This window comes from Streptomyces sp. NPDC056128 (assembly GCF_042263835.1).
Taxonomy (GTDB): domain Bacteria; phylum Actinomycetota; class Actinomycetes; order Streptomycetales; family Streptomycetaceae; genus Streptomyces.
In genome coordinates, this window is the sequence record NZ_JBHJVQ010000003.1 from 328288 (window position 1) to 353245 (window position 24958).

The 24958-nt window shown below is 72.2% G+C and carries 30 protein-coding genes; 23 read left to right on the forward strand and 7 right to left on the reverse strand.

The features are described from left to right. Positions 1 to 241: 241 nt before the first annotated feature. The 7 genes from infA (at position 242) to truA (ending at position 4471) form a co-directional block, all read left to right on the forward strand. On the forward strand, positions 242 to 463 hold the full coding sequence (infA, locus tag ACFC1X_RS09645) for a translation initiation factor IF-1 (protein ID WP_003948620.1): 222 nt from the start codon (positions 242 to 244) through the stop codon (positions 461 to 463). A 68-nt stretch (positions 464 to 531) separates the two neighbouring features. Next, positions 532 to 645, forward strand: a complete 114-nt coding sequence (rpmJ, locus tag ACFC1X_RS09650; protein WP_003974245.1) for a 50S ribosomal protein L36 — start codon at positions 532 to 534, stop codon at positions 643 to 645. Positions 646 to 850: 205 nt separating this feature from the next. Beyond that, positions 851 to 1231 carry a 30S ribosomal protein S13 gene (gene rpsM, locus ACFC1X_RS09655; RefSeq protein ID WP_003974244.1) on the forward strand — a complete coding sequence of 127 codons (381 nt, stop codon included), beginning with the start codon at positions 851 to 853 and terminating at the stop codon, positions 1229 to 1231. 67 nt (positions 1232 to 1298) lie between these two features. Next, on the forward strand, positions 1299 to 1703 hold the full coding sequence (gene rpsK, locus ACFC1X_RS09660; protein WP_007443997.1) for a 30S ribosomal protein S11: 405 nt from the start codon (positions 1299 to 1301) through the stop codon (positions 1701 to 1703). Positions 1704 to 1842: 139 nt separating this feature from the next. Further along, positions 1843 to 2865, forward strand: coding sequence for a DNA-directed RNA polymerase subunit alpha (locus ACFC1X_RS09665; protein ID WP_003966937.1), 1023 nt, complete (start codon positions 1843 to 1845; stop codon positions 2863 to 2865). A gap of 183 nt (positions 2866 to 3048) precedes the next feature. Beyond that, positions 3049 to 3537 carry a 50S ribosomal protein L17 gene (rplQ, locus tag ACFC1X_RS09670; RefSeq protein WP_376350456.1) on the forward strand — a complete coding sequence of 163 codons (489 nt, stop codon included), beginning with the start codon at positions 3049 to 3051 and terminating at the stop codon, positions 3535 to 3537. Positions 3538 to 3616: 79 nt separating this feature from the next. Continuing rightward, complete coding sequence (gene truA / locus ACFC1X_RS09675; protein WP_376350458.1) at positions 3617 to 4471, forward strand: tRNA pseudouridine(38-40) synthase TruA; 855 nt, start codon at positions 3617 to 3619, stop codon at positions 4469 to 4471. Here the strand turns inward: truA and ACFC1X_RS09680 are convergent, their stop codons facing one another. After that, complete coding sequence (locus tag ACFC1X_RS09680; protein ID WP_361642195.1) at positions 4472 to 5368, reverse strand: hypothetical protein; 897 nt, start codon at positions 5366 to 5368, stop codon at positions 4472 to 4474. It lies immediately after the preceding gene. A 74-nt stretch (positions 5369 to 5442) separates the two neighbouring features. Between ACFC1X_RS09680 and ACFC1X_RS09685 the strand changes: the two genes are divergently transcribed. The 4 genes from ACFC1X_RS09685 (at position 5443) to glmM (ending at position 9370) form a co-directional block, all read left to right on the forward strand. Beyond that, on the forward strand, positions 5443 to 6648 hold the full coding sequence (locus ACFC1X_RS09685; protein WP_376350461.1) for a glycosyltransferase 87 family protein: 1206 nt from the start codon (positions 5443 to 5445) through the stop codon (positions 6646 to 6648). Positions 6649 to 6855: 207 nt separating this feature from the next. Further along, entirely contained in the window at positions 6856 to 7299 is a 444-nt protein-coding gene (gene rplM / locus ACFC1X_RS09690) for a 50S ribosomal protein L13 (RefSeq protein WP_122615770.1), read from the forward strand. Positions 7300 to 7341: 42 nt separating this feature from the next. Further along, the gene (gene rpsI / locus ACFC1X_RS09695; RefSeq protein WP_043380984.1) at positions 7342 to 7854 is read left to right on the forward strand and encodes a 30S ribosomal protein S9; all 513 of its coding nucleotides are present in this window, start codon (positions 7342 to 7344) and stop codon (positions 7852 to 7854) included. 157 nt (positions 7855 to 8011) lie between these two features. Continuing rightward, positions 8012 to 9370, forward strand: a complete 1359-nt coding sequence (glmM, locus tag ACFC1X_RS09700) for a phosphoglucosamine mutase (protein WP_234955374.1) — start codon at positions 8012 to 8014, stop codon at positions 9368 to 9370. Positions 9371 to 9479: 109 nt separating this feature from the next. Here the strand turns inward: glmM and ACFC1X_RS09705 are convergent, their stop codons facing one another. Further along, positions 9480 to 10421 carry a DUF389 domain-containing protein gene (locus ACFC1X_RS09705; protein ID WP_376350467.1) on the reverse strand — a complete coding sequence of 314 codons (942 nt, stop codon included), beginning with the start codon at positions 10419 to 10421 and terminating at the stop codon, positions 9480 to 9482. Positions 10422 to 10452: 31 nt separating this feature from the next. Further along, a complete protein-coding gene (gene coaA / locus ACFC1X_RS09710; protein WP_376351024.1) occupies positions 10453 to 11421 on the reverse strand; it encodes a type I pantothenate kinase in 969 nt (322 codons plus the stop codon). 218 nt (positions 11422 to 11639) lie between these two features. Here coaA and ACFC1X_RS09715 point away from each other — a divergent pair, with 218 nt between their 5' ends. After that, positions 11640 to 12422, forward strand: a complete 783-nt coding sequence (locus tag ACFC1X_RS09715) for a hypothetical protein (protein WP_376350470.1) — start codon at positions 11640 to 11642, stop codon at positions 12420 to 12422. A gap of 96 nt (positions 12423 to 12518) precedes the next feature. Next, entirely contained in the window at positions 12519 to 14366 is a 1848-nt protein-coding gene (gene glmS / locus ACFC1X_RS09720; RefSeq protein ID WP_376350473.1) for a glutamine--fructose-6-phosphate transaminase (isomerizing), read from the forward strand. A gap of 12 nt (positions 14367 to 14378) precedes the next feature. Here glmS and ACFC1X_RS09725 read toward each other — a convergent pair whose 3' ends face one another. Together ACFC1X_RS09725 and ACFC1X_RS09730 are read right to left on the reverse strand one after the other, a co-directional pair. Continuing rightward, the gene (locus ACFC1X_RS09725; protein WP_376350477.1) at positions 14379 to 14846 is read right to left on the reverse strand and encodes an ASCH domain-containing protein; all 468 of its coding nucleotides are present in this window, start codon (positions 14844 to 14846) and stop codon (positions 14379 to 14381) included. A 99-nt stretch (positions 14847 to 14945) separates the two neighbouring features. Beyond that, a complete protein-coding gene (locus tag ACFC1X_RS09730; protein WP_376350480.1) occupies positions 14946 to 16412 on the reverse strand; it encodes an NAD(P)H-hydrate dehydratase in 1467 nt (488 codons plus the stop codon). Between the two features lie 72 nt (positions 16413 to 16484). On the opposite strand from ACFC1X_RS09730, the gene ACFC1X_RS09735 reads away from it, so the two are divergent. After that, a complete protein-coding gene (locus ACFC1X_RS09735; RefSeq protein WP_376350483.1) occupies positions 16485 to 17093 on the forward strand; it encodes a helix-turn-helix domain-containing protein in 609 nt (202 codons plus the stop codon). A 75-nt stretch (positions 17094 to 17168) separates the two neighbouring features. On the opposite strand, the gene ACFC1X_RS09740 is transcribed toward ACFC1X_RS09735, so the two are convergent. Further along, on the reverse strand, positions 17169 to 17540 hold the full coding sequence (locus ACFC1X_RS09740; protein WP_376350486.1) for a holo-ACP synthase: 372 nt from the start codon (positions 17538 to 17540) through the stop codon (positions 17169 to 17171). A gap of 91 nt (positions 17541 to 17631) precedes the next feature. Here ACFC1X_RS09740 and alr point away from each other — a divergent pair, with 91 nt between their 5' ends. The 4 genes from alr (at position 17632) to ACFC1X_RS09760 (ending at position 20997) form a co-directional block, all read left to right on the forward strand. Then, the gene (gene alr, locus ACFC1X_RS09745) at positions 17632 to 18798 is read left to right on the forward strand and encodes an alanine racemase (RefSeq protein WP_376350489.1); all 1167 of its coding nucleotides are present in this window, start codon (positions 17632 to 17634) and stop codon (positions 18796 to 18798) included. Positions 18799 to 18918: 120 nt separating this feature from the next. Next, positions 18919 to 20178 carry an alpha/beta fold hydrolase gene (locus tag ACFC1X_RS09750; RefSeq protein WP_376350491.1) on the forward strand — a complete coding sequence of 420 codons (1260 nt, stop codon included), beginning with the start codon at positions 18919 to 18921 and terminating at the stop codon, positions 20176 to 20178. After that, positions 20144 to 20677 carry a tRNA (adenosine(37)-N6)-threonylcarbamoyltransferase complex ATPase subunit type 1 TsaE gene (gene tsaE / locus ACFC1X_RS09755; RefSeq protein ID WP_376350494.1) on the forward strand — a complete coding sequence of 178 codons (534 nt, stop codon included), beginning with the start codon at positions 20144 to 20146 and terminating at the stop codon, positions 20675 to 20677. Before ACFC1X_RS09750 ends, tsaE begins: the two co-directional genes overlap by 35 nt. Positions 20678 to 20823: 146 nt before the next feature. After that, positions 20824 to 20997 (forward strand): hypothetical protein, encoded by a 174-nt coding sequence (locus tag ACFC1X_RS09760; RefSeq protein ID WP_376350496.1) that lies wholly within the window; start codon positions 20824 to 20826, stop codon positions 20995 to 20997. A gap of 19 nt (positions 20998 to 21016) precedes the next feature. On the opposite strand, the gene ACFC1X_RS09765 is transcribed toward ACFC1X_RS09760, so the two are convergent. Then, positions 21017 to 21571 carry a hypothetical protein gene (locus tag ACFC1X_RS09765; RefSeq protein ID WP_376350499.1) on the reverse strand — a complete coding sequence of 185 codons (555 nt, stop codon included), beginning with the start codon at positions 21569 to 21571 and terminating at the stop codon, positions 21017 to 21019. Positions 21572 to 21934: 363 nt separating this feature from the next. Here ACFC1X_RS09765 and tsaB point away from each other — a divergent pair, with 363 nt between their 5' ends. From tsaB to ACFC1X_RS09790, 5 genes are all read left to right on the forward strand, one after another. Continuing rightward, positions 21935 to 22588, forward strand: a complete 654-nt coding sequence (tsaB, locus tag ACFC1X_RS09770; RefSeq protein WP_376350502.1) for a tRNA (adenosine(37)-N6)-threonylcarbamoyltransferase complex dimerization subunit type 1 TsaB — start codon at positions 21935 to 21937, stop codon at positions 22586 to 22588. A 50-nt stretch (positions 22589 to 22638) separates the two neighbouring features. Then, on the forward strand, positions 22639 to 23124 hold the full coding sequence (gene rimI, locus ACFC1X_RS09775; protein ID WP_376351027.1) for a ribosomal protein S18-alanine N-acetyltransferase: 486 nt from the start codon (positions 22639 to 22641) through the stop codon (positions 23122 to 23124). Continuing rightward, the gene (gene tsaD / locus ACFC1X_RS09780) at positions 23117 to 24229 is read left to right on the forward strand and encodes a tRNA (adenosine(37)-N6)-threonylcarbamoyltransferase complex transferase subunit TsaD (protein WP_376350505.1); all 1113 of its coding nucleotides are present in this window, start codon (positions 23117 to 23119) and stop codon (positions 24227 to 24229) included. Before rimI ends, tsaD begins: the two co-directional genes overlap by 8 nt. Then, the gene (locus ACFC1X_RS09785) at positions 24226 to 24480 is read left to right on the forward strand and encodes a hypothetical protein (protein WP_376350507.1); all 255 of its coding nucleotides are present in this window, start codon (positions 24226 to 24228) and stop codon (positions 24478 to 24480) included. Before tsaD ends, ACFC1X_RS09785 begins: the two co-directional genes overlap by 4 nt. Positions 24481 to 24561: 81 nt before the next feature. Continuing rightward, positions 24562 to 24957, forward strand: coding sequence for a CU044_2847 family protein (locus tag ACFC1X_RS09790; protein WP_376350510.1), 396 nt, complete (start codon positions 24562 to 24564; stop codon positions 24955 to 24957). The last annotated feature ends 1 nt before the right edge of the window (position 24958 follow it).

Here is a 24958-nt window from a genome sequence, read left to right on the forward strand (position 1 = left end):
GGGGCAAGGCGAAGCTGGCGGAGCTGGGCGTCACGGCTGCGCCGGACCCGCTGGCGTGAGGGGTCGGTGCCGAGGGTGGGGCTCTTGCATAACGATCTCGCATCCGGGGCAGACTTCCCCGTTTCGCCTTTCCGGGGCTGCTGACGTAGACTGACTCGTCGGCTCTCGTGCACCCGCATGTCTGCATGCGCTCGTATGGTGCGTAGGAGTCGATCAAGGTAGTCGATTCGAAGGGCGAAGCGTGGCCAAGAAGCAAGGTGCCATCGAGATCGAGGGCACTGTCGTCGAGTCTCTTCCGAACGCCATGTTCAAGGTCGAGCTCCAGAACGGCCACCAGGTCCTGGCACACATCAGCGGCAAGATGCGCATGCACTACATCCGCATCCTCCCTGACGACCGGGTCGTGGTGGAGCTGTCTCCGTACGACCTGACGCGTGGCCGGATCGTCTACCGGTACAAGTAGATCTTGCCCACGTCCCAGGCCGTCAGGCCCAGGGACCGCCGGCAACTGACCCGGAGAACCTCACACCCATGAAGGTCAAGCCGAGCGTCAAGAAGATCTGCGACAAGTGCAGGGTGATCCGCCGTCACGGTCGGGTCATGGTCATCTGCGACAACCCGCGCCACAAGCAGCGCCAGGGCTGAAGCACGACCGTCCCTCCGCGATTCGCAGGACTTCGCGCGACGCGAGCTGAACATGTTCATACGCAGAACCCGGGCGCCCAGGCGTCCGACACCCCCGGTTCGGAGGCCGGGGACCCGAGCCGTACCAACTCTTCGAGACATCGAGAGGCCGGCGGCCGGGGTCCGGTTCTGTGGAAGACCTCCGACAATCAACTGGAGCCATTGAATGGCACGCGTTTCCGGTGTTGACATCCCGCGCGAAAAGCGCGTCGAGATCGCCCTCACCTACGTGTTCGGCATTGGCCGGACCCTCTCGCAGCAGACGCTCGCCGCCACCGGCGTGGACCCGAACACCCGTGTTCGGGACCTCTCCGAGGAGCAGCTCGTCGCGATCCGCGAGTACGTCGACAACAACATCAAGACCGAGGGTGACCTTCGCCGCGAGGTCCAGGCCGACATCCGCCGCAAGGTCGAGATCGGTACCTACCAGGGTCTGCGTCACCGCCGTGGCCTGCCCGTCCGCGGTCAGCGCACCAGCACGAACGCCCGCACCCGCAAGGGCCCGCGTCGCGCCATCGCCGGCAAGAAGAAGCCGGGCAAGAAGTAGTCCGCAGCGGACTTCGCCGTCCAGCGGTCTTCGCTGTAGGACCGACCACCTCCCGTAGGAGAACGACATGCCCCCCAAGGGACGTCAGGGCGCGACCAAGAAGGTGCGCCGCAAGGAAAAGAAGAACGTCGCTCACGGCCACGCGCACATCAAGAGCACGTTCAACAACACGATCGTGTCCATCACGGACCCGACCGGCAACGTGATCTCCTGGGCCTCCGCCGGCCACGTCGGCTTCAAGGGCTCCCGGAAGTCCACGCCGTTCGCCGCGCAGATGGCCGCCGAGTCGGCTGCCCGCCGCGCCCAGGAGCACGGCATGCGCAAGGTCGACGTGTTCGTCAAGGGCCCGGGTTCCGGTCGTGAGACCGCCATCCGCTCCCTGCAGGCGACCGGCCTCGAGGTCGGCTCGATCCAGGACGTCACGCCCACCCCGCACAACGGCTGCCGTCCCCCGAAGCGCCGTCGCGTCTGATCTCGCTTCACCGCGACATCGCTTCACCCGCTTCACCAGGGCTTCCGGGCGGTACGGCTCCTTCGGGTCGTATCGCCCGTACCCTTGCAGTACTGGTCGGGCGTCAAATAGCGGGCGCCCCTGACTGAAGGATCACCACATGCTGATCGCTCAGCGTCCCTCGTTGACCGAAGAGGTCGTCGACGAGTTCCGCTCCCGGTTCGTCATCGAGCCGCTGGAGCCGGGCTTCGGCTACACCCTCGGCAACTCCCTGCGTCGTACGCTCCTCTCCTCGATCCCCGGCGCTGCTGTCACCAGCATCCGGATCGACGGTGTCCTGCACGAGTTCACCACCGTGCCGGGCGTCAAGGAGGACGTCACCGACCTGATCCTCAACATCAAGCAGCTGGTCGTGTCCTCCGAGCACGACGAGCCCGTTGTGATGTACCTGCGCAAGCAGGGCCCGGGTCTGGTCACCGCCGCCGACATCGCGCCCCCGGCCGGTGTCGAGGTGCACAACCCCGACCTCGTCCTCGCCACGCTCAACGGCAAGGGCAAGCTGGAGATGGAGCTGACCGTCGAGCGCGGTCGCGGCTACGTCTCCGCCGTGCAGAACAAGCAGGTCGGTCAGGAGATCGGGCGCATCCCGGTCGACTCGATCTACTCGCCGGTTCTCAAGGTCACGTACAAGGTCGAGGCCACGCGTGTCGAGCAGCGGACCGACTTCGACAAGCTGATCGTCGACGTCGAGACCAAGCAGGCCATGCGTCCGCGTGACGCCATGGCGTCGGCCGGTAAGACCCTGGTCGAGCTGTTCGGTCTCGCCCGCGAGCTGAACATCGATGCCGAGGGCATCGACATGGGTCCGTCGCCGACGGACGCGGCGCTGGCGGCCGACCTCGCGCTCCCGATCGAGGAGCTCGAGCTGACCGTCCGGTCGTACAACTGCCTCAAGCGTGAGGGCATCCACTCCGTGGGTGAGCTCGTGGCTCGTTCCGAGGCCGACCTGCTGGACATCCGTAACTTCGGTGCGAAGTCCATCGACGAGGTCAAGGCCAAGCTCGCGGGTATGGGGCTTGCGCTGAAGGACTCGCCTCCCGGATTCGACCCGACCGCTGCCGCGGATGCCTTCGGTGCCGATGACGACGCGGACGCCGGTTTCGTGGAGACCGAGCAGTACTAAGAGCTCGGGCCATTCGGTCCGTACTCGGGTGCGGGTGCGCTGTGGCTTGTCGCGCAGTTCCCCGCGCCCCTTCCGAGCACGGCCCCTCCGGGGCCTGTGCTCGGATCTCCGACGGGCGGCCGCCCGCTCGGATACTGACCTCGGTACCTGATACGGCCGGGGCAGACACCTAGGAGAAACACCATGCCGAAGCCCACCAAGGGTGCCCGTCTGGGCGGCAGCGCCGCGCACGAGAAGCTGCTCCTCGCGAACCTCGCGAAGTCGCTGTTCGAGCACGGTCGCATCACCACCACCGAGGCGAAGGCGCGCAGGCTGCGTCCGTACGCCGAGCGTCTGGTCACCAAGGCGAAGAAGGGCGACCTTCACAACCGCCGTCAGGTGCTCCAGGTGATCACGGACAAGAGCGTCGTCCACACGCTCTTCACCGAGATCGGCCCGCGCTACGAGAACCGCCCCGGTGGCTACACGCGCATCACCAAGATCGGTAACCGCCGTGGCGACAACGCGCCCATGGCCGTCATCGAGCTGGTCGAGGCGCTGACCGTGGCGCAGGAGGCGACCGGCGAGGCCGAGGCCGCGACCAAGCGTGCCGCGAAGGACGCCGAGGTTGCCGAGACCAAGGTCGACACGACCAAGGCCGACGACGCCGCCGAGGAGTCGAAGGACGCGTAAGCGTTCCGCGACGTGGGCGTTGCGGGTCCGTTCCTTTCGAGGGGCGGGCCCGCTTTCGTGTTGCTGAGAGGATCTCTGGGTGAGTGACGAAGTTGAGGCTGGGTTCGTGCGGGTGCGGCTGGATCTGTCGTACGACGGGAGCGAGTTCTCCGGGTGGGCCAAGCAGGCCGGGGGGCGGCGGACCGTGCAGGGGGAGATCGAGGACGCGCTGCGGACCGTCACGCGGTCGCCCGAGGCGTACGAGCTGACCGTCGCGGGCCGTACCGACGCCGGGGTGCACGCCCGGGGGCAGGTCGCCCATGTCGACCTGGAGCGCGAGGTGTGGGCCGAGCACCACGTGAAGCTGCTCAAGCGGCTCGCGGGGCGGCTGCCGAGGGACGTGCGGGTCTGGGCCCTGCGCGAGGCGCCCAGCGGCTTCAACGCCCGGTTCTCCGCGGTCTGGCGGCGCTACGCCTACCGGGTCACCGACAACCCGGGCGGCGTCGACCCGCTGCTGCGCGGCCACGTCCTGTGGCACGACTGGCCGCTCGACGTGGACGCCATGAACGAGGCCGCCCGCGGACTGCTGGGCGAACACGACTTCGCCGCCTACTGCAAGAAGCGGGAGGGGGCCACCACCATCCGCACGCTGCAGGAGCTGAGCCTGGTGCGCGGGGAGGACGGGATCATCACCGCCACCGTGCGGGCCGACGCCTTCTGCCACAACATGGTGCGCTCCCTCATCGGGGCGCTGCTGTTCGTCGGCGACGGCCACCGGGCGCCGGACTGGCCGGCGAAGGTGCTGGCCGCCGGTGTCCGGGACTCGGCCGTGCACGTCGTACGGCCGCACGGGCTGACGCTGGAGGAGGTCGGCTACCCGGCGGACGAGCTGCTCGCCGCCCGGAGCAAGGAGGCCCGCAACAAGCGGTCCCTGCCCGGGGCCGGCTGCTGCTGATCAGCCCTCCGCCGCCGCCGACGCCTGGGCCTCGCCGCGCCCGCGGATCTGCCGGAAGGCGAACTCGGCGAGGTCGTCGCCGGCCCGGAACACCTCCGTGGACTTCTCCGTGACGTCCTTGCCGCTGGTGGAGCCCGCGACGGTGAAGTAGGCGTAGCGGCCGTAGGAGTTGGTGGTGGAGCGGCAGACCGCGCCGGTGCAGAAGGACTTGACCCCGCCGCCGGACAGCGAGCGCACGATGCTCTTCTTGTCGGCCTGCTTCTTGGCCTTGGCGGCCTGCGCCTCGGTGTCGAAGACGGCCACGCCCACGGTCACGGCGGTGTCGCCCTGGGTGTACGTGACGCGGATCAGGCGGGTGCAGTCGTTGTCGTTCAGGACCTTCGGCAGGGTGCCCTGGACGGCGGAGCCGCAGGTGCGGGTGTCGGCCGTCGGGCCCTTCTTGTAGACCGTCTCGCCCATGGTCAGCTGCGTGCCGGGGAAGAGCAGGTCCGGGCTGAGCGGGGCCTTGTCCTTCTTGACGCTGGAGACGAAGTCCTTCGGGTCCAGCGGCGGCGGGGCGCTGGTCGGCGCGAAGGAGGGGGCGGTGGCCGTCGCGCTCGGGATGTCGGCCGTCCCGGGGAGTTGCGAGGACGGGCTGTCGGAGGCCTGGCCGGAGCCGTTCGCCGAGACCACGGCCACGGCGACGGCACTGGCTATCGCCACGGTGGCCAGCGCGCCCCCGCCGATGAGGAACAGCCGGCGGCGCTTGGCGCGGGCCTCGGAGGCCTCGGCGAGGGCCGCCCAGTCCGGGGTGTTGTCGCTTTCACCACTGTTCCAGGGCTGCTGCTGTTGCTGCTGCTGCGACTGCGGTGTCCAGGGATCCCACTGTGACTGAGGTCCCCCCTGCCCAAAGCTCATGGGGCGCATCTTAGACGGGCCGAGCGGCGTGCTGGTGCGCGTCCCCGGGGCCCGCAGCGCCTAGCGTTCCGTGCATGCGGACGGGCAAAAGCGACATCTCCGGGTGGTTGGTGCGGCCTGCGGGAGGGCACCTGTGGGCGGTTCTCGTGACCGTGCTGGCGGCCTGCGCGGCACACGCGGCACGTGTGACCTCGGACGGCGGCATGGACAACGCGATCGTCGTGCGGGCCGCCCGCACCTGGCTGGCCGGCGGCTCCCCGTACGACGATCCGCACTTCCTCTATTTTCCGAGCGCGGTCCTCGCCGCCGTCCCGCAGGCGCTGCTGCCCGGGGCCGTGCTGCGGGTGCTGGTCCCGTGTGCGGTGACGGTCCTGCTGGCGCTGGCCTGGGCCTGTGCGCTGCGGCTGCACCGCGTGCCGCTCGGCAGCCGGCTCGCGGTCCTCGGGCTGACCGGGCTCGCGGTGGGTTTCGCGCCGTTCGGGCACCTGGTGCGGCTCGGCAACTGGACGGTGACGGCGACCGTGGCGCTCCCGCTGTCCCTGCTGCTGGCGAGCCGGGGCCGGTGGACGGCGGCGGGCGCGGTCGTCGGCGCGGCCGTCGCGCTCAAGCCGCTGCTCGCGCCCGTCCTGCTGCTCTTCCTGTTCGCCGGGCGGTGGCGGGCGCTGGCGGCGGCCGTCCTGGTGCCCGCGCTGGCCTCCGGGGCGGCGGCGCTGGCGATGCCCGACCCGGCCGGCTTCTTCACCCGCACCCTGCCCTTCCTGCTGCACGGCGACGACGGCTTCGTGCGGCTCTACGAGGCCTCCCCGGCGGCCGTGCTGCCCCGGCTGGGGGTGCCGCAGGGGCTGGCGCAGGGGCTCGCGGTGGCGGCGGCGTGCGCCGGGGTGCTCTGCGCGTACCGGCGCTGGCGCCGTGCCGACCCCGGTCCGCTGCGGCTCGCGGAGACCGGCGCCGGTCTGATGCTCTCGGCGTTCCTGATCTCCCGGCCCTCCTACGACCACTACCTCCTGGTCGCCCTGCCGCTGCTGCTCGCCGGGCTGCCGTACGGCGGATCGGTGGCCCGCGGGGTGTGGTTCTGGATCTCCCTGGTGCCGCAGGTACCGGGGCTGACCTGGCCTTGGCTGGAGTCGGAGCGGCGCCGGGCCTTCCGGGACGCGTTCACGCTGTGCGTGCTCGCGGTGACGGTGGCGCGGCAGGGCCGGTCCGGTGCGGCGGACGTGGGCGGCCGGGTACCGTCGGGGCGGACGCCGGAGCCCGCGCGGGCCCCTGCGACCCCGTTTTGACCCGGCCGTGGCCGCCCGGGTATTCTGCACAGTCGTATGTGTATTGGCTTGCTCATTCTCACGTGAGGGGCCCTTACACCGGTCCACCGGGACCGATGACCAGCGACCAGCACGCGGTATGCGTCACCGCGGTGCGGTCAGGGCTGTCGTGATCGTCTTCGGTGACCATGTCAGGACCACTCACTGAAGAAGCGAAGGCTACGAACCGTGCGTACGTACAGCCCCAAGCCCGGCGATGTGACGCGCCAGTGGCACGTCATCGACGCTCAGGACGTCGTCCTGGGTCGTCTGGCCACCACTGCGGCCTCCATCCTGCGCGGCAAGCACAAGCCGATCTACGCGCCCCACGTCGACACCGGTGACTTCGTCATCATCATCAACGCCGACAAGGTGCACCTCTCCGGCAACAAGCGGACCCAGAAGATGGCGTACCGCCACTCCGGCTACCCGGGCGGTCTGCGCTCCGTGCGCTACGACGAGCTCCTGGACAAGAACCCGGAGAAGGCGGTGGAGAAGGCCGTCAAGGGCATGCTCCCCAAGAACTCCCTGGGCCGTCAGATGCTCTCGAAGCTGAAGGTCTACAAGGGTGACCAGCACCCGCACGGCGCGCAGCAGCCGCAGCCGTTCGAGATCACCCAGGTCGCGCAGTAGTTCCGGCCACCCCCTAAGACTGAAGAGAATCTGAGGAGCATCGTGGCCGAGACCACTGCCGAGCAGCCGCTCGAAGAGATCGACATCGACAGCTACACCACCGAGTCCGAGGTCCCCGTCGAGGGTGAGTACACCTCGGAGTCCATGGCCTCCGCCTTCGGCGAGCCCCAGCCGGCCGCCGGCCTGGGCCGTCGCAAGAACGCCATCGCCCGCGTCCGGATCGTCCCGGGCACCGGCAAGTGGAAGATCAACGGCCGCACCCTTGAGGACTACTTCCCCAACAAGGTGCACCAGCAGGAGGTCAACGAGCCCTTCAAGGTGCTCGAGCTGGACGACCGTTACGACGTCATCGCCCGCATCGCCGGTGGCGGTGTCTCCGGCCAGGCCGGCGCGCTCCGTCTCGGTGTCGCCCGCGCCCTGAACGAGGCCGACGTCGACAACAACCGCGGTCCGCTCAAGAAGGCCGGCTTCCTCAAGCGCGACGACCGTGCGGTCGAGCGCAAGAAGGCCGGTCTGAAGAAGGCCCGCAAGGCTCCGCAGTACAGCAAGCGCTAAGTCGCACCGGCTGTACTCCGAACGCCCCGGCGGCACGCCACTGTGCTGCCGGGGCGTTCGTTTATCCCCGTCGTTGGGCGTATAACGGCACAAGACGTTCAAGCGTTCAGAAGCTCACATGCTTGTGTTCGGAATTGACGTTTCCTCAGGAGGACAAGTGGGACGACTCTTCGGCACGGACGGCGTGCGCGGCGTCGCCAACGCGGATCTGACGGCCGAGCTGGCGCTCGGACTCTCCGTGGCCGCGGCGCACGTACTGGCCGAGGCGGGCACCTTCGCCGGACACCGGGCGACCGCGGTGGTCGGCCGGGATCCGCGCGCCTCCGGCGAGTTCCTGGAAGCCGCCGTCGTCGCGGGCCTGGCCAGCGCCGGCGTGGACGTGCTGCGGGTCGGCGTGCTGCCGACGCCCGCGGTGGCCCACCTCACCGGCGCGCTCGGCGCCGACCTCGGCGTGATGCTGTCCGCCAGCCACAACGCCATGCCCGACAACGGCATCAAGTTCTTCGCCCGCGGCGGCCACAAGCTCGCCGACGAGCTGGAGGACCGGATCGAGTCCGTCTACGCGGAGCACCGCACCGGTGCCCCCTGGGACCGGCCGACCGGCGCCGGCGTGGGCCGGGTGCGGGACTACGACGAAGGGCTCGACCAGTACGTCGCGCACCTCGTCGGCGTCCTCCCGAACCGGCTCGACGGTCTGAAGATCGTCCTCGACGAGGCGCACGGCGCGGCCTCCCGGGTCTCGCCGGAGGCGTTCGCGCGGGCCGGTGCCGAGCTGGTCACCATCGGCGCGGTGCCCGACGGCCTCAACATCAACGACGGCTGCGGCTCCACCCACCTCGACCTGCTCAAGGCCGCCGTCGTCGAGCACGGCGCGCACCTCGGCATCGCCCACGACGGCGACGCCGATCGCTGCCTGGCCGTGGACCACACCGGCGCGGAGGTGGACGGCGACCAGATCCTCGCCGTGCTCGCGCTGGCCATGCGGGAGCGGGAGGCGCTGCGCTCGGACACGGTCGTCGCGACGGTCATGTCCAACCTGGGCTTCAAGCTCGCCATGGAGCGCGAGGGCATCCGGTTCGTGCAGACCGGCGTCGGTGACCGGTACGTCCTGGAGGAGATGAAGGAGCACGGCTACGCCCTCGGCGGCGAGCAGTCCGGGCACGTCATCATCCTCGACCACGCCACCACCGGTGACGGCACGCTGACCGGGCTGATGCTGGCGGCGCGGGTCGCGCAGACGGGGCGTACGCTGCGGGATCTCGCGGGGGTCATGGAGCGGTTGCCGCAGGTGCTGATCAATGTGCCGGACGTGGACAAGTCGCGGGTGACGACCTCTGCGGAGTTGGCCACGGCGGTTTCCGAGGCCGAGCGGGAGCTGGGGAGTACCGGGCGGGTGTTGTTGCGGTCCTCGGGGACCGAGCCGTTGGTGCGGGTGATGGTGGAGGCGGCGGATATTGAGCAGGCTCGGTCTGTTGCCGGGCGGTTGGCCGATTCCGTCAAGTCCGCGTTGGGGTAGTTCGCGGGGCCGGGTTCGGGGTGGGGGTTCTGTCCGTCGCGGGCTGCGGCGCCGTTGTGGCTGGTCGCGCCCACGCGGCGGAGCCGCAAATCGACAGAGCCCCGCGCCCCTAGGTGGGCTTTGTGATCCGGCGTCGTTGGGTGGTCCACAGTGTCTTCTGGGCCAGCAGGGTCAGGGTGCCCGCCACGACGATGCCGAACAGGTTCAGCAGGAGTTGTTCGCTGGAGCCCACCGTCTGGTCGGTGTCGCCGAAGCTCAGGGCCACGGCCGCGTTCGCCGCGGCCGGGACCGTGGTGACCGAGATGGCGACGCCGACCAGGGCGCCGGACTTGGCCGAGGTCAGTGACAGGGTGCCCGCGATTCCGGCGAGGATCGCGACCACGAAGGAGAACGCGTCGGGGGCGTAGACGAAGTCGGTGTTGGGGCGGTCGGCTTCCAGCTTGGCCTCGGTGAAGAGGTCGAATCCGGCCATGATCCAGCTGAAGCCCACCGTCACCGCCATCGCCACCGCGAAGCCCACCAGCAGGGCGATCAGTGAGCGCAGGGCCAGGCGCGGGGCCCGCTGGACGATCGCGGTGCAGACGCCGGCGAGGGGGCCGAACTCCGGGCCGACCGCCATCGCGCCCACGATCAGGATCGCGTTGTCCAGCACCACACCGCAGGCCGCGATCATCGTGGCCAGCGTGATGAAGGCGACGTAGGTGATGGAGAGGGTCGACTCCTCGTGCGTCGCCTCCTCCAACTGCTCCCACAGCACCGCGTCGGCGGGCTCGCCCGGGGCGTCCTTCTCCGCCTTGTCGGCGCGCTTGGAGAGGCACAGGTCGATGTTCTCCGCGGCGATGGCGCCGTCCGTGTCGATTCCCAACGCCCGCAGGTCGCCGATGAGTTCGTCACCCGCCTCGCGGGCCACGTCGCACATGACGACGTCCCCCTCGGGCTCGCGGGCGACGCCCGGCAGGACGACGAGATGAGTGGTGCCGACGTTACGGTCGATCAGGCGGACCACCTCGTCGGTGCGGTCGGCCGGGGTGATCAGGCGCAGATGCAGCATCCGGTATTTCTACCTTCGACGGCGCCCCGCGTCACAGCTTGCGCAGACTGAGGCGCTGCACCTTGTGGTCGGGGCCCTTGCGCAGGACGAGGGTGGCCCGGCCGCGGGTGGGGGCCACGTTCTCCACCAGGTTGGGCTTGTTGATGGTGCGCCAGGTGGTGCGGGCGTAGTCGAGGGCCTCGTCCTCCGACACCTGGGTGTACTTGCGGAAGTACGAGGACGGGTTCTGGAAGGCGGTCTCGCGCAGCTTCCTAAAGCGGCTGAGGTACCAGCGCTCGATGTCCTCCGTGCGGGCGTCGACGTACACGCTGAAGTCGAAGTAGTCGGCGAGCCCGACCCTGGTGCGGCCGTCCTTGCCGGGCAGTGCGGGCTGGAGCACGTTGAGGCCCTCGACGATCAGGATGTCGGGGCGGCGGACGACGAGCTTCTGGTCCGGGACGATGTCGTAGATGAGGTGGGAGTACACGGGTGCCGTGACCTCCGCCTTGCCCGCCTTGATGTCGGCGACGAAGCGGGTCAGGGCCCGGCGGTCGTAGGACTCGGGGAAGCCCTTCCGGGACATCAGGCCGCGTTGCTCCAGCTCCTGCGTCGGCAGCAGGAAGCCGTCGGTCGTGACCAGTTCCACGCGCGGGTGCTCGGGCCAACGGGACAGCAGCGCCTGGAGCAGGCGGGCGACGGTGGACTTGCCGACCGCGACCGAGCCGGCGACCCCTATGACGAACGGGGTGCCGGACTGGGAGCCCTGTGCGCCGAGGAAGGTGTTGAGGGCGCCGCGCAGGCCGTCGGTGGCGCCGACGTAGAGGTTGAGGAGCCGGGACAGCGGGAGGTAGATGTCCCGCACCTCGTCGAGGTCGATGACATCGCCGAGGCCGCGCAGCTTCTCCACCTCCTCGGCGGTCAGCGGCAGCGGCGTCTTGTCGCGCAGCGCGCTCCACTCGGGGCGGGTGAGGTCGACGTAGGGAGTCGCCTCCGGCCGCTGCCGGTGGGCGCTCCGGGGCATCGAGGAGACCGGAGAGATCACAGTCCATTGTTAACGGAGTTTGAACCGGGTGGCAGGTGGGCTGTGTCACGCTCACGCCGGGCCGTCGCGGCGGAGATCACGTGGGTGTCACGGTCGGGTAACCGGGTGGCCCACCACTGATCGTCTGTCAGTCCGCTGTGAATACAGTGCTCGCACATATGTGCGGAGCCTCCGCCGTCCGGAAGAAAGAGCCGAACGTGAGACTGACCGTCGTCCGCCGTACCGCCCTCGCGGCCTCCGCTGCCGTCCTGGCACTCTCCGCCACCGCCTGCGGCGGCTCCTCCGGCGGAGGCGGGGACGGCGACGGCAAGGAGGCCGGAGACGGCAGGGCCGAGGGCGGCAAGAGCGCCCCGGCGCTCACCGCGGCCGAGCTGGAGAAGGCGGCCCTGGCGCAGGCGGACGTCAAGAACGGCAAGGTCACCAAGGTGTCGGCGGCGGACGACGTGGCCAAGGACAAGGTGAAGGGCGACAAGGCGGAGTGCGAGCCGCTCGCCTTCGCCGAGACCGGCGTCCCCCTGGGCGAGCCGGCGGCGACGGTCAAGCGGAGCTGGACCGAGGGCCCGAAGAAGCCGTCCGGCGACGCGGGCACCGAGGAGGCCATCGGCGCCGCGTTCGACCTGGACAAGGCGCTGGTGACGCTGGCGACCTACGACGACGGCGGTGCCGAGGCGGTGCTGAAGGACGTGGAGGAGGCGGCCGGCACGTGCGCCGGGGGCTTCACCTTCACCGCGATGGGTGAGCCGGCCAAGATCGCCAAGGTGGCGCAGGGGGAGGCGACCGGCGGGGCGGACGAGGCCGTCGCCATGACGATGACGATGGTCGGCGAGGACGGCGACGAGTTCCCGGTCAAGGTGTCCGTCACCCGCAAGGGCTCCACCGTCGCCACCTTCACCGTCCTCAATCTGGCCGCCGCCGGCACCGGCAAGGACTTCCCGTTCCCCACGGAGATCAGCGACGCGCAGCTCGCCAAGCTGGGCTGAGTCCGGCCGCCGGGGCGTTCGTACCCCGGTGGGAATTTCCGATTTCGGGCACGCGAAGGCCGGTTCGGGACCGGATCTGATCGTAGGCTGCCGGTCATGTGCGGAATCGTGGGATACGTGGGGTCGCAGTCGGCGCTCGATGTCGTGATGGCCGGACTGAAGCGGCTCGAGTACCGGGGATACGACTCGGCGGGCGTCGCCGTGCTCGCGGACGGCGGCCTCGCCAGCGCGAAGCGGGCCGGCAAGCTCGTCAACCTCGACAAGGAACTGTCCGAACACCCGCTGCCGTCCGCCGCGACCGGCATCGGCCACACCCGCTGGGCCACCCACGGCGGCCCCACCGACACCAACGCCCACCCGCACCTCGACAACGCGGGCCGGGTGGCCGTGGTGCACAACGGCATCATCGAGAACTTCGCGCCGCTCCGGGCCGAGCTGGCCGAGCGCGGCCACGAACTGCCCTCCGAGACCGACACCGAGGTCGTCGCCCACCTGCTCGCCGAGGAGTTCTCCGCCTGCGCCGACCTCGCCGAGGCGATGCGGCTGGTGTGCCGGCGGCTGGAGGGCGCGTTCACCCTGGTCGCGGTGCACGCGGACGCGCCGGACGTGGTCGTCGGCGCCCGCCGCAACTCGCCGCTGGTGGTGGGCGTGGGGGAGGGCGAGTCCTTCCTCGCCTCGGACGTGGCGGCCTTCATCGCGCACACCCGGGACGCCGTCGAGCTGGGCCAGGACCAGGTCGTCGAACTGCGCCGGGACGGCGTGACGGTGACCGGCTTCGACGGCAGCCCGGCCGAGGTCCGCTCCTACCACGTCGACTGGGACGCCTCGGCCGCCGAGAAGGCCGGCTACGACTACTTCATGCTCAAGGAGATCGCCGAGCAGCCCAAGGCGGTCGCCGACACCCTGCTCGGCCGCATCGACGGGTCCGGCACGCTGAGCCTGGACGAGGTGCGCATCCCGCCGGGGGTGCTGCGCGAGGTCGACAAGGTCGTCATCGTCGCCTGCGGCACGGCCTTCCACGCCGGGCTGATCGCCAAGTACGCCATCGAGCACTGGACGCGGGTCCCCTGCGAGGTGGAGCTGGCCAGCGAGTTCCGCTACCGCGACCCGATCCTCGACCAGCAGACGCTGGTCGTCGCGATCTCCCAGTCCGGCGAGACCATGGACACCCTCATGGCCCTGCGCCACGCCCGCGAGCAGGGCGCCAAGGTGCTGGCCATCTGCAACACCAACGGCTCCACCATCCCGCGCGAGTCCGACGCGGTGCTCTACACGCACGCGGGGCCCGAGGTCGCCGTCGCCTCCACCAAGGCGTTCCTCACCCAGCTGGTGGCCTGCTACCTCGTCGCCCTCTACCTCGGGCAGGTGCGGGGCACCAAGTACGGCGACGAGATCCGCGACGTCGTCCGCGACCTCTCGCGGATCTCCGGCGCGGTCGAGCGGGTGCTGGAGACCATGGAGCCCGTGCGCGAGCTGGCGCGCTCCCTCGCCCACAAGAACACGGTGCTCTTCCTGGGCCGGCACGTCGGCCACCCGGTCGCCCTCGAAGGCGCGCTGAAGCTCAAGGAGTTGGCGTACATGCACGCCGAGGGCTTCGCGGCGGGGGAGCTGAAGCACGGGCCGATCGCGCTGATCGAGGAGGACCTGCCGGTCGTCGTGGTCGTCCCGTCCCCGCGCGGGCGCTCCGTGCTCCACGACAAGATCGTGTCCAACATCCAGGAGATCAGGGCCCGGGGCGCCCGCACCATCGTGATCGCCGAGGAGGGCGACGAGGCGGTCGTCCCGTACGCCGACCACCTGGTCCGCATCCCGGCCACGCCGACCCTGCTCCAGCCGCTGGTGGCGACGGTGCCCTTGCAGGTATTCGCGTGCGAGCTGGCGACGGCCCGGGGCAACGAGGTGGACCAGCCGCGGAACCTGGCGAAGTCGGTGACGGTGGAGTGACGGAGCAGCGCCTCAGGGGGCGGGGGCGGGGGCGGGCAGCACGGTGACGACCCGGAAGCGTTCCAGCACCGCCGGTGTCGTGTCGTCCACGGTGAACTCCGGGTCGTCCAGGGCCGCGCGCATCTCCTCGCCGTGCCAGAACCGCTCGTGGCCCGCCCGCCACTCCGCCACGCTGGTGTAGCCCTCGCCCTCGTCCACCGCGTGGGCGAGGTCCACCTCGCCGAGCGGGACCACGCGCACCTCGGCCACCTCGACGACGGCCACCGGGCGCTCGTGGGAGTCGACGAGCACCCCGCGGTCACCGGCCCGCGGCAGCGGCTCGTCCTCGTGCTCGTAGTCGAGGAGCAGGCCGGTCGTGGAGGTCTTCGATCCGTCGAGGACCGCCGCGACGAGCTGGTCGCGCAGGGGGCCGGGGAAGGCGAACTCGACCTTGGGCAGCGCGCCGAGGTCCGCGGGCAGGGGGTCCTGATCGGGGATCATGCGGCCACCCTACTCAGGGCACCGCGGCGGTCGGGCCGCTTCCGGTGACCGCATTCCGGACCGTCTTTCGAACCGCCTTCGCGGGGGGACGCCCCCCGTTCAGCCCTCCTGCACATCCCGCCAGGCCCGCGGGATCGCCGCCGCCACGTCGTGCGCCCCCACCGGCGCCCCCCGAGCCGCGAAGCGGCCCGCCAGGCCGTGCAGGTACGCCGCCGTGCTCCCCGCGTCCAGCGCCGACAGCCCCGCTGCCAGCAGGGAGCCCGCGAGCCCGGACAGCACGTCCCCGCTCCCGGCCGTCGCGAGCCACGACGTGCCCGTCGGGTTGACCCGGACCGGCCCTCCGTCCGCCCCGGCGACCACCGTCGTCGAGCCCTTCAGCAGCACCGTCGCCCCGTACCGCGCCGCCAGTTCCCGCGCCGAGGCCAGCCGCGCCCCCTCGACCTCCTCCCGGCCCACCCCGAGCAGGGCGGCCGCCTCCCCGGCGTGCGGCGTCATCAGCGTCGCCGCCCTGCGTGCCCGCACCGCGTCCGCGTCGGCCAGCCGCAGCCCGTCCGCGTCGATCAGCACCGGCACCTCGGCCGCCAGCACCTCGGCCACCGTCCCCGCGTCGTCACCGGCCCCCGGCCCGACCACCCACGCCTGCACCCGCCCCGCCCGCTTCGGGCCCCGCTCGGACACGAGCGTCTCCGGGAAGCGGGCGATCACCGCGTCCCCCGCCGGACCGACGTACCGCACCGCTCCGGCCCCGCCCCGCAGCGCACCGGCGACGGCGAGCACCGCCGCGCCCGGATACCGGGCCGACCCGGCGGCGACCCCCACGACCCCCCGCCGGTACTTGTCGCTCTCCGCGCCCGGCACCGGCAGCAGCCGGGCCACGTCCGCGTGCTGCGGGGCCTCCAGCTCGGCCGCCTCACCCGGCAGCGGCAGCCCGATGTCCACCAGCCGCACCGAACCGGCGTACTCCCGCGCCGGATCGACCAGCAGCCCCGGCTTGTGCGCCCCGAAGGTGACCGTCAGGTCGGCCCGGACCGCGGCCCCCCGCACCTCCCCGGTGTCCGCGTCGACCCCGCTCGGCAGGTCGACGGCGACGACGGCGGCCCGGGACCGCGCGGCCGCGTCCGCGAGCGGCACCGCCTCCTCCCGCAACCCGCCCTTGCCGCCGATCCCGACGATCCCGTCGACGACCAGATCGGCCCGCGTGACCAGCTCCACGGCGGACCCGGCACCGGTCTCCGGCCCGCCCGCCACCGCCCGGCCACCCGCCCGGCGCAACGCGGCCAGCCCCGGTCCGTGCGCGCGCTCCGGCGCCAGCAGCACCGCCGTCACCCCCGCCCCGCGCCGGGCCAGCCGCGCCCCGGCGTACAGGGCGTCACCGCCGTTGTCCCCGCTGCCGACCAGCAGCACCACCCGGCTGCCGTAGACCCGGCCCGCCACCCGCCCGAGCACCTCGGCACAGGCGGCGGCGAGCCCGGCGGCGGCCCGTTGTATCAACGCCCCCTCCGGCAGCCGTGCCATCTCCTGGCGTTCCGCCGTCCTGACCGTCTCCACGCTGTACGCAGTCCGCATGCCGTCGAGTCTTCCCCGTACACCCGGAACACGCACGAGCCCGGCGCCCGCGATGTGCGGGACAGTTGTCCCATGGGCGACGAGGAGACGGCACAGGTCATGACCTCGCTGGGGAACCGCCTGCGTGCGATCCGGCAGGCCCGCGGGCTCACCCTGGCGCAGCTCGCCGCCGCCACCGGCGTCTCCGTGAGCACGCTGTCCCGGCTGGAGTCGGGGCGCCGGGAGCCCGGACTGCGGCACCTGCTGCCGCTGGCCAGGGCCCACCGCCTGCCCCTGGACGAACTGGTCGGCTCCAGCACCGGCGACCCCCGCGTCCACCCGCGGCCCTTCACCCGGCACGGCCAGACCTGGGTCCCGCTCACCCGGAACCCGAACGACGGGCTGCACGCCTACAAGCAGATCCTCCCCGCCCCGGCCGTCCCGCGGACCCCGGGCAGCCCGCGCCCCGAACAGGGGGCCCACGAGGGCCACGAGTGGCTCTACGTCCTCTCCGGCCGCCTGCTCCTCGCCCTCGGCGACCACGACCTCGTCCTGACGGCGGGCGAGACGGCGGAGTTCGACACCCGCGTCCCGCACGGCATCGCCAACGCGGGGGACCGGCCGGTCGAGTGGATCGCCCTGTACGGCGCCCAGGGCGAGCGCATGCACATCCGGGTCCGGCCGACCGGGGACGGAGCGTAGGAACCCTTGGAGAAGCCGACCGGGGACGGCCCCTAGGCACCCGTTGGGCACCCGTTGACACCCGCGGAGAAGGCGCTACCCCTCCGCGATCACCACCGCCGACGCCACCCCCGCGTCATGGCTGAGCGACACGTGCCACGACGCCACCCCCAGTTCCGCCGCCCGCGCCGCCACCGTCCCCGTCACCCGCAGCCGCGGCCGGCCGCTGTCCTCGACGTACACCTCGGCGTCCGTCCAGAGCAGGCCGGCCGGCGCGCCCAGCGCCTTGGCCAGCGCCTCCTTCGCCGCGAAGCGGGCGGCGAGCGAGGCGACGCCCCGGCGCTCCCCGCTCGGCAGCAGCAACTCGCTCTCCAGGAAGAGCCGCTCCGCCAGGGCCGGTGTGCGCTCCAGCGACGCCCCGAACCGCTCGATCTCGGCCACGTCGATCCCGACCCCGATGATGCTCATGCCGGGCACCCTAGCCACTGCCGGCCGCCGCCCGGCGGGTGACGCCGGGGCACACGGCGACGGCCGGGGGCTCTGAGAGACTGTGGGCACGATGAGTGAGACAGCTGCTCGGCGGGACGCGGTACTGCGGGCCCGGGCCGAGATCGACCTGGCCGCCCTGCGGGCCAACGTCCGCGCCCTGCGCGAACGGGCCCCCGGGGCGGCTCTCATGGCCGTCGTCAAGGCCGACGGATACGGCCACGGCGCGGCACCCTGCGCCCGCGCGGCCGTCGCGGCGGGCGCGACCTGGCTGGGCACGGCCACACCGCAGGAGGCGCTCGCCCTGCGCGCGGAGGCCGGACTGCCGGACGACGTACGGATCATGTGCTGGCTGTGGACGCCGGGCGGCCCCTGGCGGGAAGCCGTGGAGGCCGGTCTCGATGTCTCCGTCAGCGCCCTGTGGGCCCTGACGGAGGTCACCGCGGCGGCCCGGCTCGCCGGGCGCCCCGCGCTCGTGCAGCTCAAGGCCGACACCGGGCTCGGCCGGGGCGGCTGCCAGCCGGGCGCGGACTGGGAGGAACTGGTCCGTCAGGCCCTGCGCGCCGAGGCCGACGGCCTGCTCCGGGTCACCGGGCTCTGGTCGCACTTCGCCTGCGCCGACGAGCCCGGGCACCCCTCCATCGCCCCCCAGCTCGCCCTCTTCCAGGACATGACCGCGTACGCCGAGCGGCAGGGCGTACGCCCCGACGTGCGGCACATCGCCAATTCGCCGGCCACGCTCACCCTCCCCGAGGCCCACTTCGACCTGGTGCGGCCCGGCATCGCGATGTACGGCGTCTCGCCCAGCCCCGAGATCGGCACCCCCGCCGACCTCGGACTGCGGCCCGTGATGACGCTGAGCGCGGCGCTGGCCCTGGTCAAGCAGGTCCCCGGCGGCCACGGCGTCAGCTACGGGCACCACTACACCACCCCCGGCGACACCACCCTCGGCCTCGTCCCCCTCGGCTACGCGGACGGCATCCCGCGCCACGCCTCCTCCACCGGCCCCGTCCTGGTCGACGGCAAGTGGCGCACCGTCGCGGGACGGATCGCGATGGACCAGTTCGTCGTCGACCTCGGCGGCGACCGGCCGGAACCGGGCGCCGAGGCGGTGCTGTTCGGGCCCGGCGACCGCGGCGAGCCCACCGCCGAGGACTGGGCGCAGGCGGCGGGCACCATCGGCTACGAGATCGTCACCCGGATCGGATCCCGCGTGCCGCGCGTCTATGTGAACGAGTGACGCGTCCGTAGGGGGATGACGCGGGATGACGCGCCGCCCGCACACGGCGTGACGCGCGTTCAGGTGAATCGGTAACCAGTGGGTATCCGCACAGCGGCCCGGCGAAGAGGAGCGGTGTACGTGAGCGAGAGCAACGCGGAGGCCGTCGCGTCGGCCGTCGCCTCCGCCACGGAAGCGGCCACCGAGGCCGCCGCCGGCGGCTGGCGCCGCGCGACCGGCATCGCCGGCGTCGCCATAGGCGTGGTCGCGGCGGGCGCGGCGGCCGGCGTGGCGATAGAACGGCTGACGGTCGGCCGCGGGATGCGCCAGAAGGCCCGGCTCGCCCTGGACTCGGCGGGACCGTACGGCGGACTGCGCGGCAACCCCGGCAAGGCGTACGCCGACGACGGCACCGAGCTGTACTACGAGGTCGACGACGTCGAACCGGCGGCGGAGACCGCGCTCACCCGGCGCAGGCGGCGGCTGTTCGGCCGCAAGGAGCCCGCTCCGGTGACCGTCGTCTTCAGCCACGGCTACTGCCTCAACCAGGACTCCTGGCACTTCCAGCGGGCCGCCCTGAGGGGCGTCGTCCGCACCGTGCACTGGGACCAGCGCAGCCACGGCCGGTCCGCGCGGGGCGTGGCCCAGGTGCGGGACGGCCGCCCGGTCACCATCGAGGAGCTGGGCCGGGATCTGAAGGCCGTCATCGACGCGGCCGTGCCCGAAGGGCCGATCGTGCTGGTCGGGCACTCCATGGGCGGCATGACCGTGATGGCCCTGGCCGACGCCTTCCCCGACCTGGTCCGCGAGCGGGTCGTCGGCGTCGCCCTCGTCGGCACCTCCTCCGGCCGCCTCGGCGAGGTCAACTTCGGGCTGCCGGTGGCCGGTGTCAACGCGGTCCGGCGGGTGCTGCCGGGCGTGCTGAAGGCGCTGGGGCAGCGGGCCGAGCTGGTGGAGAAGGGGCGGCGGGCGACGGCGGACCTGTTCGCCGGGATCATCAAGCGGTACTCGTTCGCCACCCGGGACGTCGACCCGGCCGTGGCCCGGTTCGCCGAGCGGATGATCGAGTCGACGCCGATCGACGTGGTCGCCGAGTACTACCCGGCCTTCAACGACCACGACAAGACCGAGGCCCTCGCCCACTTCGCCGGCCTGCCGGTCCTGGTGCTGGCCGGGGTGCGGGACCTGGTGACGCCCAGCGAGCACAGCGAGGCCATCGCGGGACTGCTGCCGGAGGCGGAGCTGGTGCTGGTCCCCGACGCGGGGCACCTGGTGATGCTGGAACACCCTGAGCTGGTCACCGACCGCCTGGCCGACCTGCTCGCCCGCGCGGGCGCGGTGCCGGCAGCGGCTACCGTGGAGGGCTATGGAAGCACCAGCAGCAGCGCGGGGCCCGGCTGAGCCCGAGCGACCCGCCCCCGAGACCGAGATCACCGTCACCTCCCCCGAGCAGATGCGGGAACTGGGCCGCAGGCTCGCCAAGCTGCTGCGCGCCGGTGACCTGGTGATGCTCAGCGGGGAGCTGGGCGCGGGCAAGACGACGCTGACCCGCGGGCTCGGCGAGGGGCTGGGCGTGCGCGGTGCCGTCACCTCCCCGACCTTCGTGATCGCCCGCGTGCATCCCTCGCTCGGTGACGGTCCGCCGCTCGTCCACGTGGACGCCTACCGGCTGTCCGGCGGCCTGGACGACATGGAGGACCTCGACCTGGACGTCTCCCTGCCCGACTCGGTGATCGTCGTGGAGTGGGGCGAGGGCAAGGTCGAGGAGCTGACCGACGACCGGTTGCAGCTGTGGATCCACCGTGCCGTCGGCGACACCACGGACGAGGTGCGGCACGTGACGGTGACCGGCGTCGGCGCGCGCTGGGCCGAGGCCGACCTGAGCGTGCTCGCGAGCTGAGCGCGGCCCCCGCGGAACGCCGCCGGGATGTTCCGACAAGGCGTCGGCAAAATATTGCGTTCCGGGTCTTGCGCGTGGTCACATGGTACCCAGCTCGTGGTTAGGCATGCCTAACCACGCCCGCCCCCGACCTTCAGGAGGCGTCCATGTCCCAGACCGAGCCGCAGGCCCGCCCGAGGCCGCAGTCGACCGCGCTCAGCGGTGTGCCCATGAGTGAACTGCTGGCGTCCTGCGCCGCCGCCGCGGCGGTCTCGACGCCGCCGCGCGCACCCGAACCGGAGACCCGCTGGCCCGTCCGGGAGCACCGCGAGGCCGCCTGACCTCCCAAGGCGCCGCGTCTCAGGGAACGACGACGACCGGCTGCCCGATCGTCGCGAACCGCCACATCGCGTCGCCGTCCGCGCGCGACTCCCGGATGCCGCCGGTGCGCTCGCCCGGATCGGGCTTCGCCGTCGAGCCGTCGAGCGCCGCGCTGAACCCGATGACCACGCCCTCGGTGCTGGTGAAGCGCACGACGTGCTCGACCGGGACGCCGTCGGACCCGGTGACCCGGTTGGACCTGGAGGTGACCGCGTAGGTGCCCGGCGCCGGGTCGACCGTGCTGGGCGTGACCCGGAAGGTGCGCCGCACCTTGCCGCCCGCGCCGACCAGCCACACCCGGTCGTCGTCCACCGAGTACACCACCCGTTCACCCTGACCGGACCCGGTCGGCAGCGCCTCGGGATGCCTGCGGTCGCGCGGCGCCTTGGAGGCGCCCGGGGCGGGTGTGCTGCTCACCTGGGTCCGGCCGAGGTCGGCCGGGACGTTGGCCGACGCCTGGTGGGCGAGGAAGCCGATGGTCGCGAGGGCGGCCGCGGTGAGGCCGGTGACGAAACCGGCGCTGCTGCTTGCCACGGGCGACCACCTCGTCGTCGTACGTCGTGCCTGCGTTCCCGGGCGACGGTAGCAGTCCGTGACGTGGCGACCGCGCTGTGCGACACGGGTGTGGACGGGGGCCGCCGACCGGGCGTCCGCCGAGGGGCGCGCGGCGCCACAGGGCCTGTCCGGCAATTCCCGTCTGCCCCGCGACGCCTGGCACGCACGCTCGCGGCGTTGCCGAAACGCCCACGTGGCTCCTCCCCCACTCTCGGCTTCGCTCGATCGGGGGGACCCCCATCGAGGGCGCTCCGGCGCCTTGCGATCGCACGCACCAGACGCCGCGGGGCCCGCCCTTCGGGCGGACGACGGGAATTGCCGGACAGGCCCTAGGCTGTTTGCGTGCTCTTGCTCGCTCTGGATACCGCCACGCCCGCCGTGACCGTCGCGCTGCACGACGGTACGGACGTCATCGCCTCGTCGAGCCAGGTGGACGCACGCCGGCACGGTGAGCTGCTGCTGCCCGCCGTCGACCGGGTGCTCGCCGAGGCCGGACTGCGGCTCGACGCCGTCACCGGGGTCGTCGCCGGCATCGGCCCCGGCCCGTACACGGGGCTGCGCGTCGGCCTGATGACCGCGGACACCTTCGGGCTCGCGCTCGGGGTGCCCGTGCACGGCGTGTGCACGCTGGACGGCCTCGCCTACGCCGCCGACCTGGAGGGGCCCTTCGTGGTGGCGACCGACGCCCGCCGCAAGGAGGTCTACTGGGCGCGCTACGCCGACTCCCGCACCCGCCTCACCGACCCGGCCGTCGACCGCCCCGCGGACATCGCCGGGCAGGTGGCCGGACTCCCGGCCGTCGGCGCGGGCGCGCTGCTCTACCCGGACACCTTCCCGAAGGCGCACGAGCCCGAGCACGTGTCCGCCGCCGCCCTCGCGTGCCTGGCCGCCGAGAAGCTGGCCGCGGGCGAGAAGCTGCCCGAGCCCCGGCCGCTGTACCTGCGCAGGCCCGACGCCCAGGTCCCCAAGAACTACAAGGTGGTCACCCCCAAGTGACCGGAGCGACCCAACCCGTGACCCCGGCCCTGGACGCCGGGCTCCGTGAGATGCGCTGGTGGGACATCGACCCCGTGCTCCGCATGGAGCGCGAGCTGTTCCCGGAGGACGCCTGGTCGCGGGGCATGTTCTGGTCCGAGCTGGCCCACGCGCGCGGCCCCGGGGCGACCCGGCGGTACCTGGTCGCCGAGGAGGACGGCCGCCTCGTCGGCTACGCCGGCCTCGTCACCTCCGGGGAGCAGGGCGACGTGCAGACCATCGCCGTCGCCCGCGACCACTGGGGGACCGGCCTCGGCGCGCGGCTGCTGACCGAGCTGCTGCGGGCGGCGACCGCCTTCGAGTGCACCGAGGTGCTGCTGGAGTGCCGGGTGGACAACACCCGCGCCCAGCGGCTGTACGAGCGGTTCGGCTTCGAGCCCATCGGCTTCCGGCGCGGCTACTACCAGCCGGGCAACGTGGACGCCCTGGTGATGCGCCTGACCGACCCTTCCACCTCCGTACCGGGAACCGAACGAGGAACCGACAACCATGGCTGACTCACGCGACGAGCCGCTCGTCCTCGGGATCGAGACCTCCTGCGACGAGACCGGCGTCGGTGTCGTCCGCGGCACCACCCTGCTGGCCGACGCCATCGCGTCCAGCGTCGACGAGCACGCCCGCTTCGGCGGCGTCGTCCCCGAGGTGGCCAGCCGCGCCCACCTGGAGGCGATGGTCCCCACCATCGACCGCGCCCTCAAGGAGGCCGGGGTCAGCGCCCGCGACCTCGACGGCATCGCCGTCACCGCCGGTCCGGGCCTGGCCGGCGCCCTGCTGGTCGGCGTCTCGGCGGCCAAGGCGTACGCCTACGCCCTCGGCAAGCCCCTGTACGGCGTCAACCACCTCGCCTCGCACATCTGCGTCGACCAGCTGGAGCACGGCGCGCTCCCCGAGCCGACGATGGCGCTGCTGGTCTCCGGCGGCCACTCCTCGCTGCTGCTCTCGACGGACATCACCTCCGACGTCCGCCCGATGGGCGCCACCATCGACGACGCGGCCGGCGAGGCCTTCGACAAGATCGCCCGGGTGCTGAACCTGGGCTTCCCCGGCGGCCCGGTCATCGACCGGTACGCGCGCGAGGGCGACCCGAACGCGATCGCCTTCCCGCGCGGGCTGACCGGTCCGCGCGACCCGGCGTACGACTTCTCCTTCTCCGGGCTGAAGACGGCCGTGGCCCGCTGGATCGAGGCGAAGCGGGCGGCGGGGGAGGAGGTGCCGGTGCGGGACGTGTCGGCGTCCTTCCAGGAGGCGGTCGTGGACGTGCTGACCCGCAAGGCGGTGCGCGCCTGCAAGGACCAGGGCGTCGACCACCTGATGATCGGCGGCGGCGTCGCCGCCAACTCCCGGCTGCGCGCGCTGGCCCAGGAGCGCTGTGAGGCGGCCGGGATCCGGCTGCGGGTGCCGCGCCCCAAGCTCTGCACGGACAACGGCGCCATGGTGGCCGCCCTCGGCGCCGAGATGGTCGCCCGCAACCGGGCCGCCTCGGACTGGGACCTGTCGGCGGACTCGTCGCTGCCGGTGACCGACCCGCACGTGCCCGGGAACGGCCACGGCCACTCGCACGACCACGTCCACGAGGTCAGCAAGGAGAACCTGTACTCGTGACGGTCGCCCTGATGTGGGAGGCGCGGGCGGTGCCCGGCCGGGGCGCGGACCTGCTGGCCTGGACCCGCGCCCAGCCGCTCGCCGGCACCCCGCTCCGCCGCGAGACCCTGCGCGCCCCGCAGGACCGGGTCCTGGTCATCACCTGGTGGGACGCGCCGTACGACGCCGAACTTCCGGAACTGCCCGAACCCGACGGCGACCTGGTCACCCGTCAGGTGCACCGGTGGCGGTTCGAGTCGGTCGGTGACTGATCCGGTGCGCAATGCATCGATCGGGTAACCGAGTTGGCCGAGGGCGCCGCCGAACCGGGCCCCGCCGACGAGAATATGAGCGTGTCCACTTCACCTGACCTCGAACTCGACGACGGTACGCCGGTCCGGTTCCTGCTGGCGCCCGCGGACGGCACGGTCCCGGTCCCGGACGACGACGACCTGCCGGACGGCATGGGCCGGGCGGTGCCGGTGGCCCGGAAGAGGGGCTCCGTCGCCCAGTTCGCGACCGGGGCGCTGCGCGGCGCGCTGAGCCCGCTGGGGCCGCTCATCCAGGAGGTCCACGACGCGGCCACGGACGTCCCCGATCCGCCCACCGAACTGAGCGTCACCTTCGGCGTCCAGGTGGGGCAGGACCTCAAGCTCGGGATCGTGGGCGGCACGGGCACGGCCCACCTCACCGTCACCGCGAGCTGGAGACCCGCACCCGACCCCGGCACGACGACCGCCGGGGAGTGAG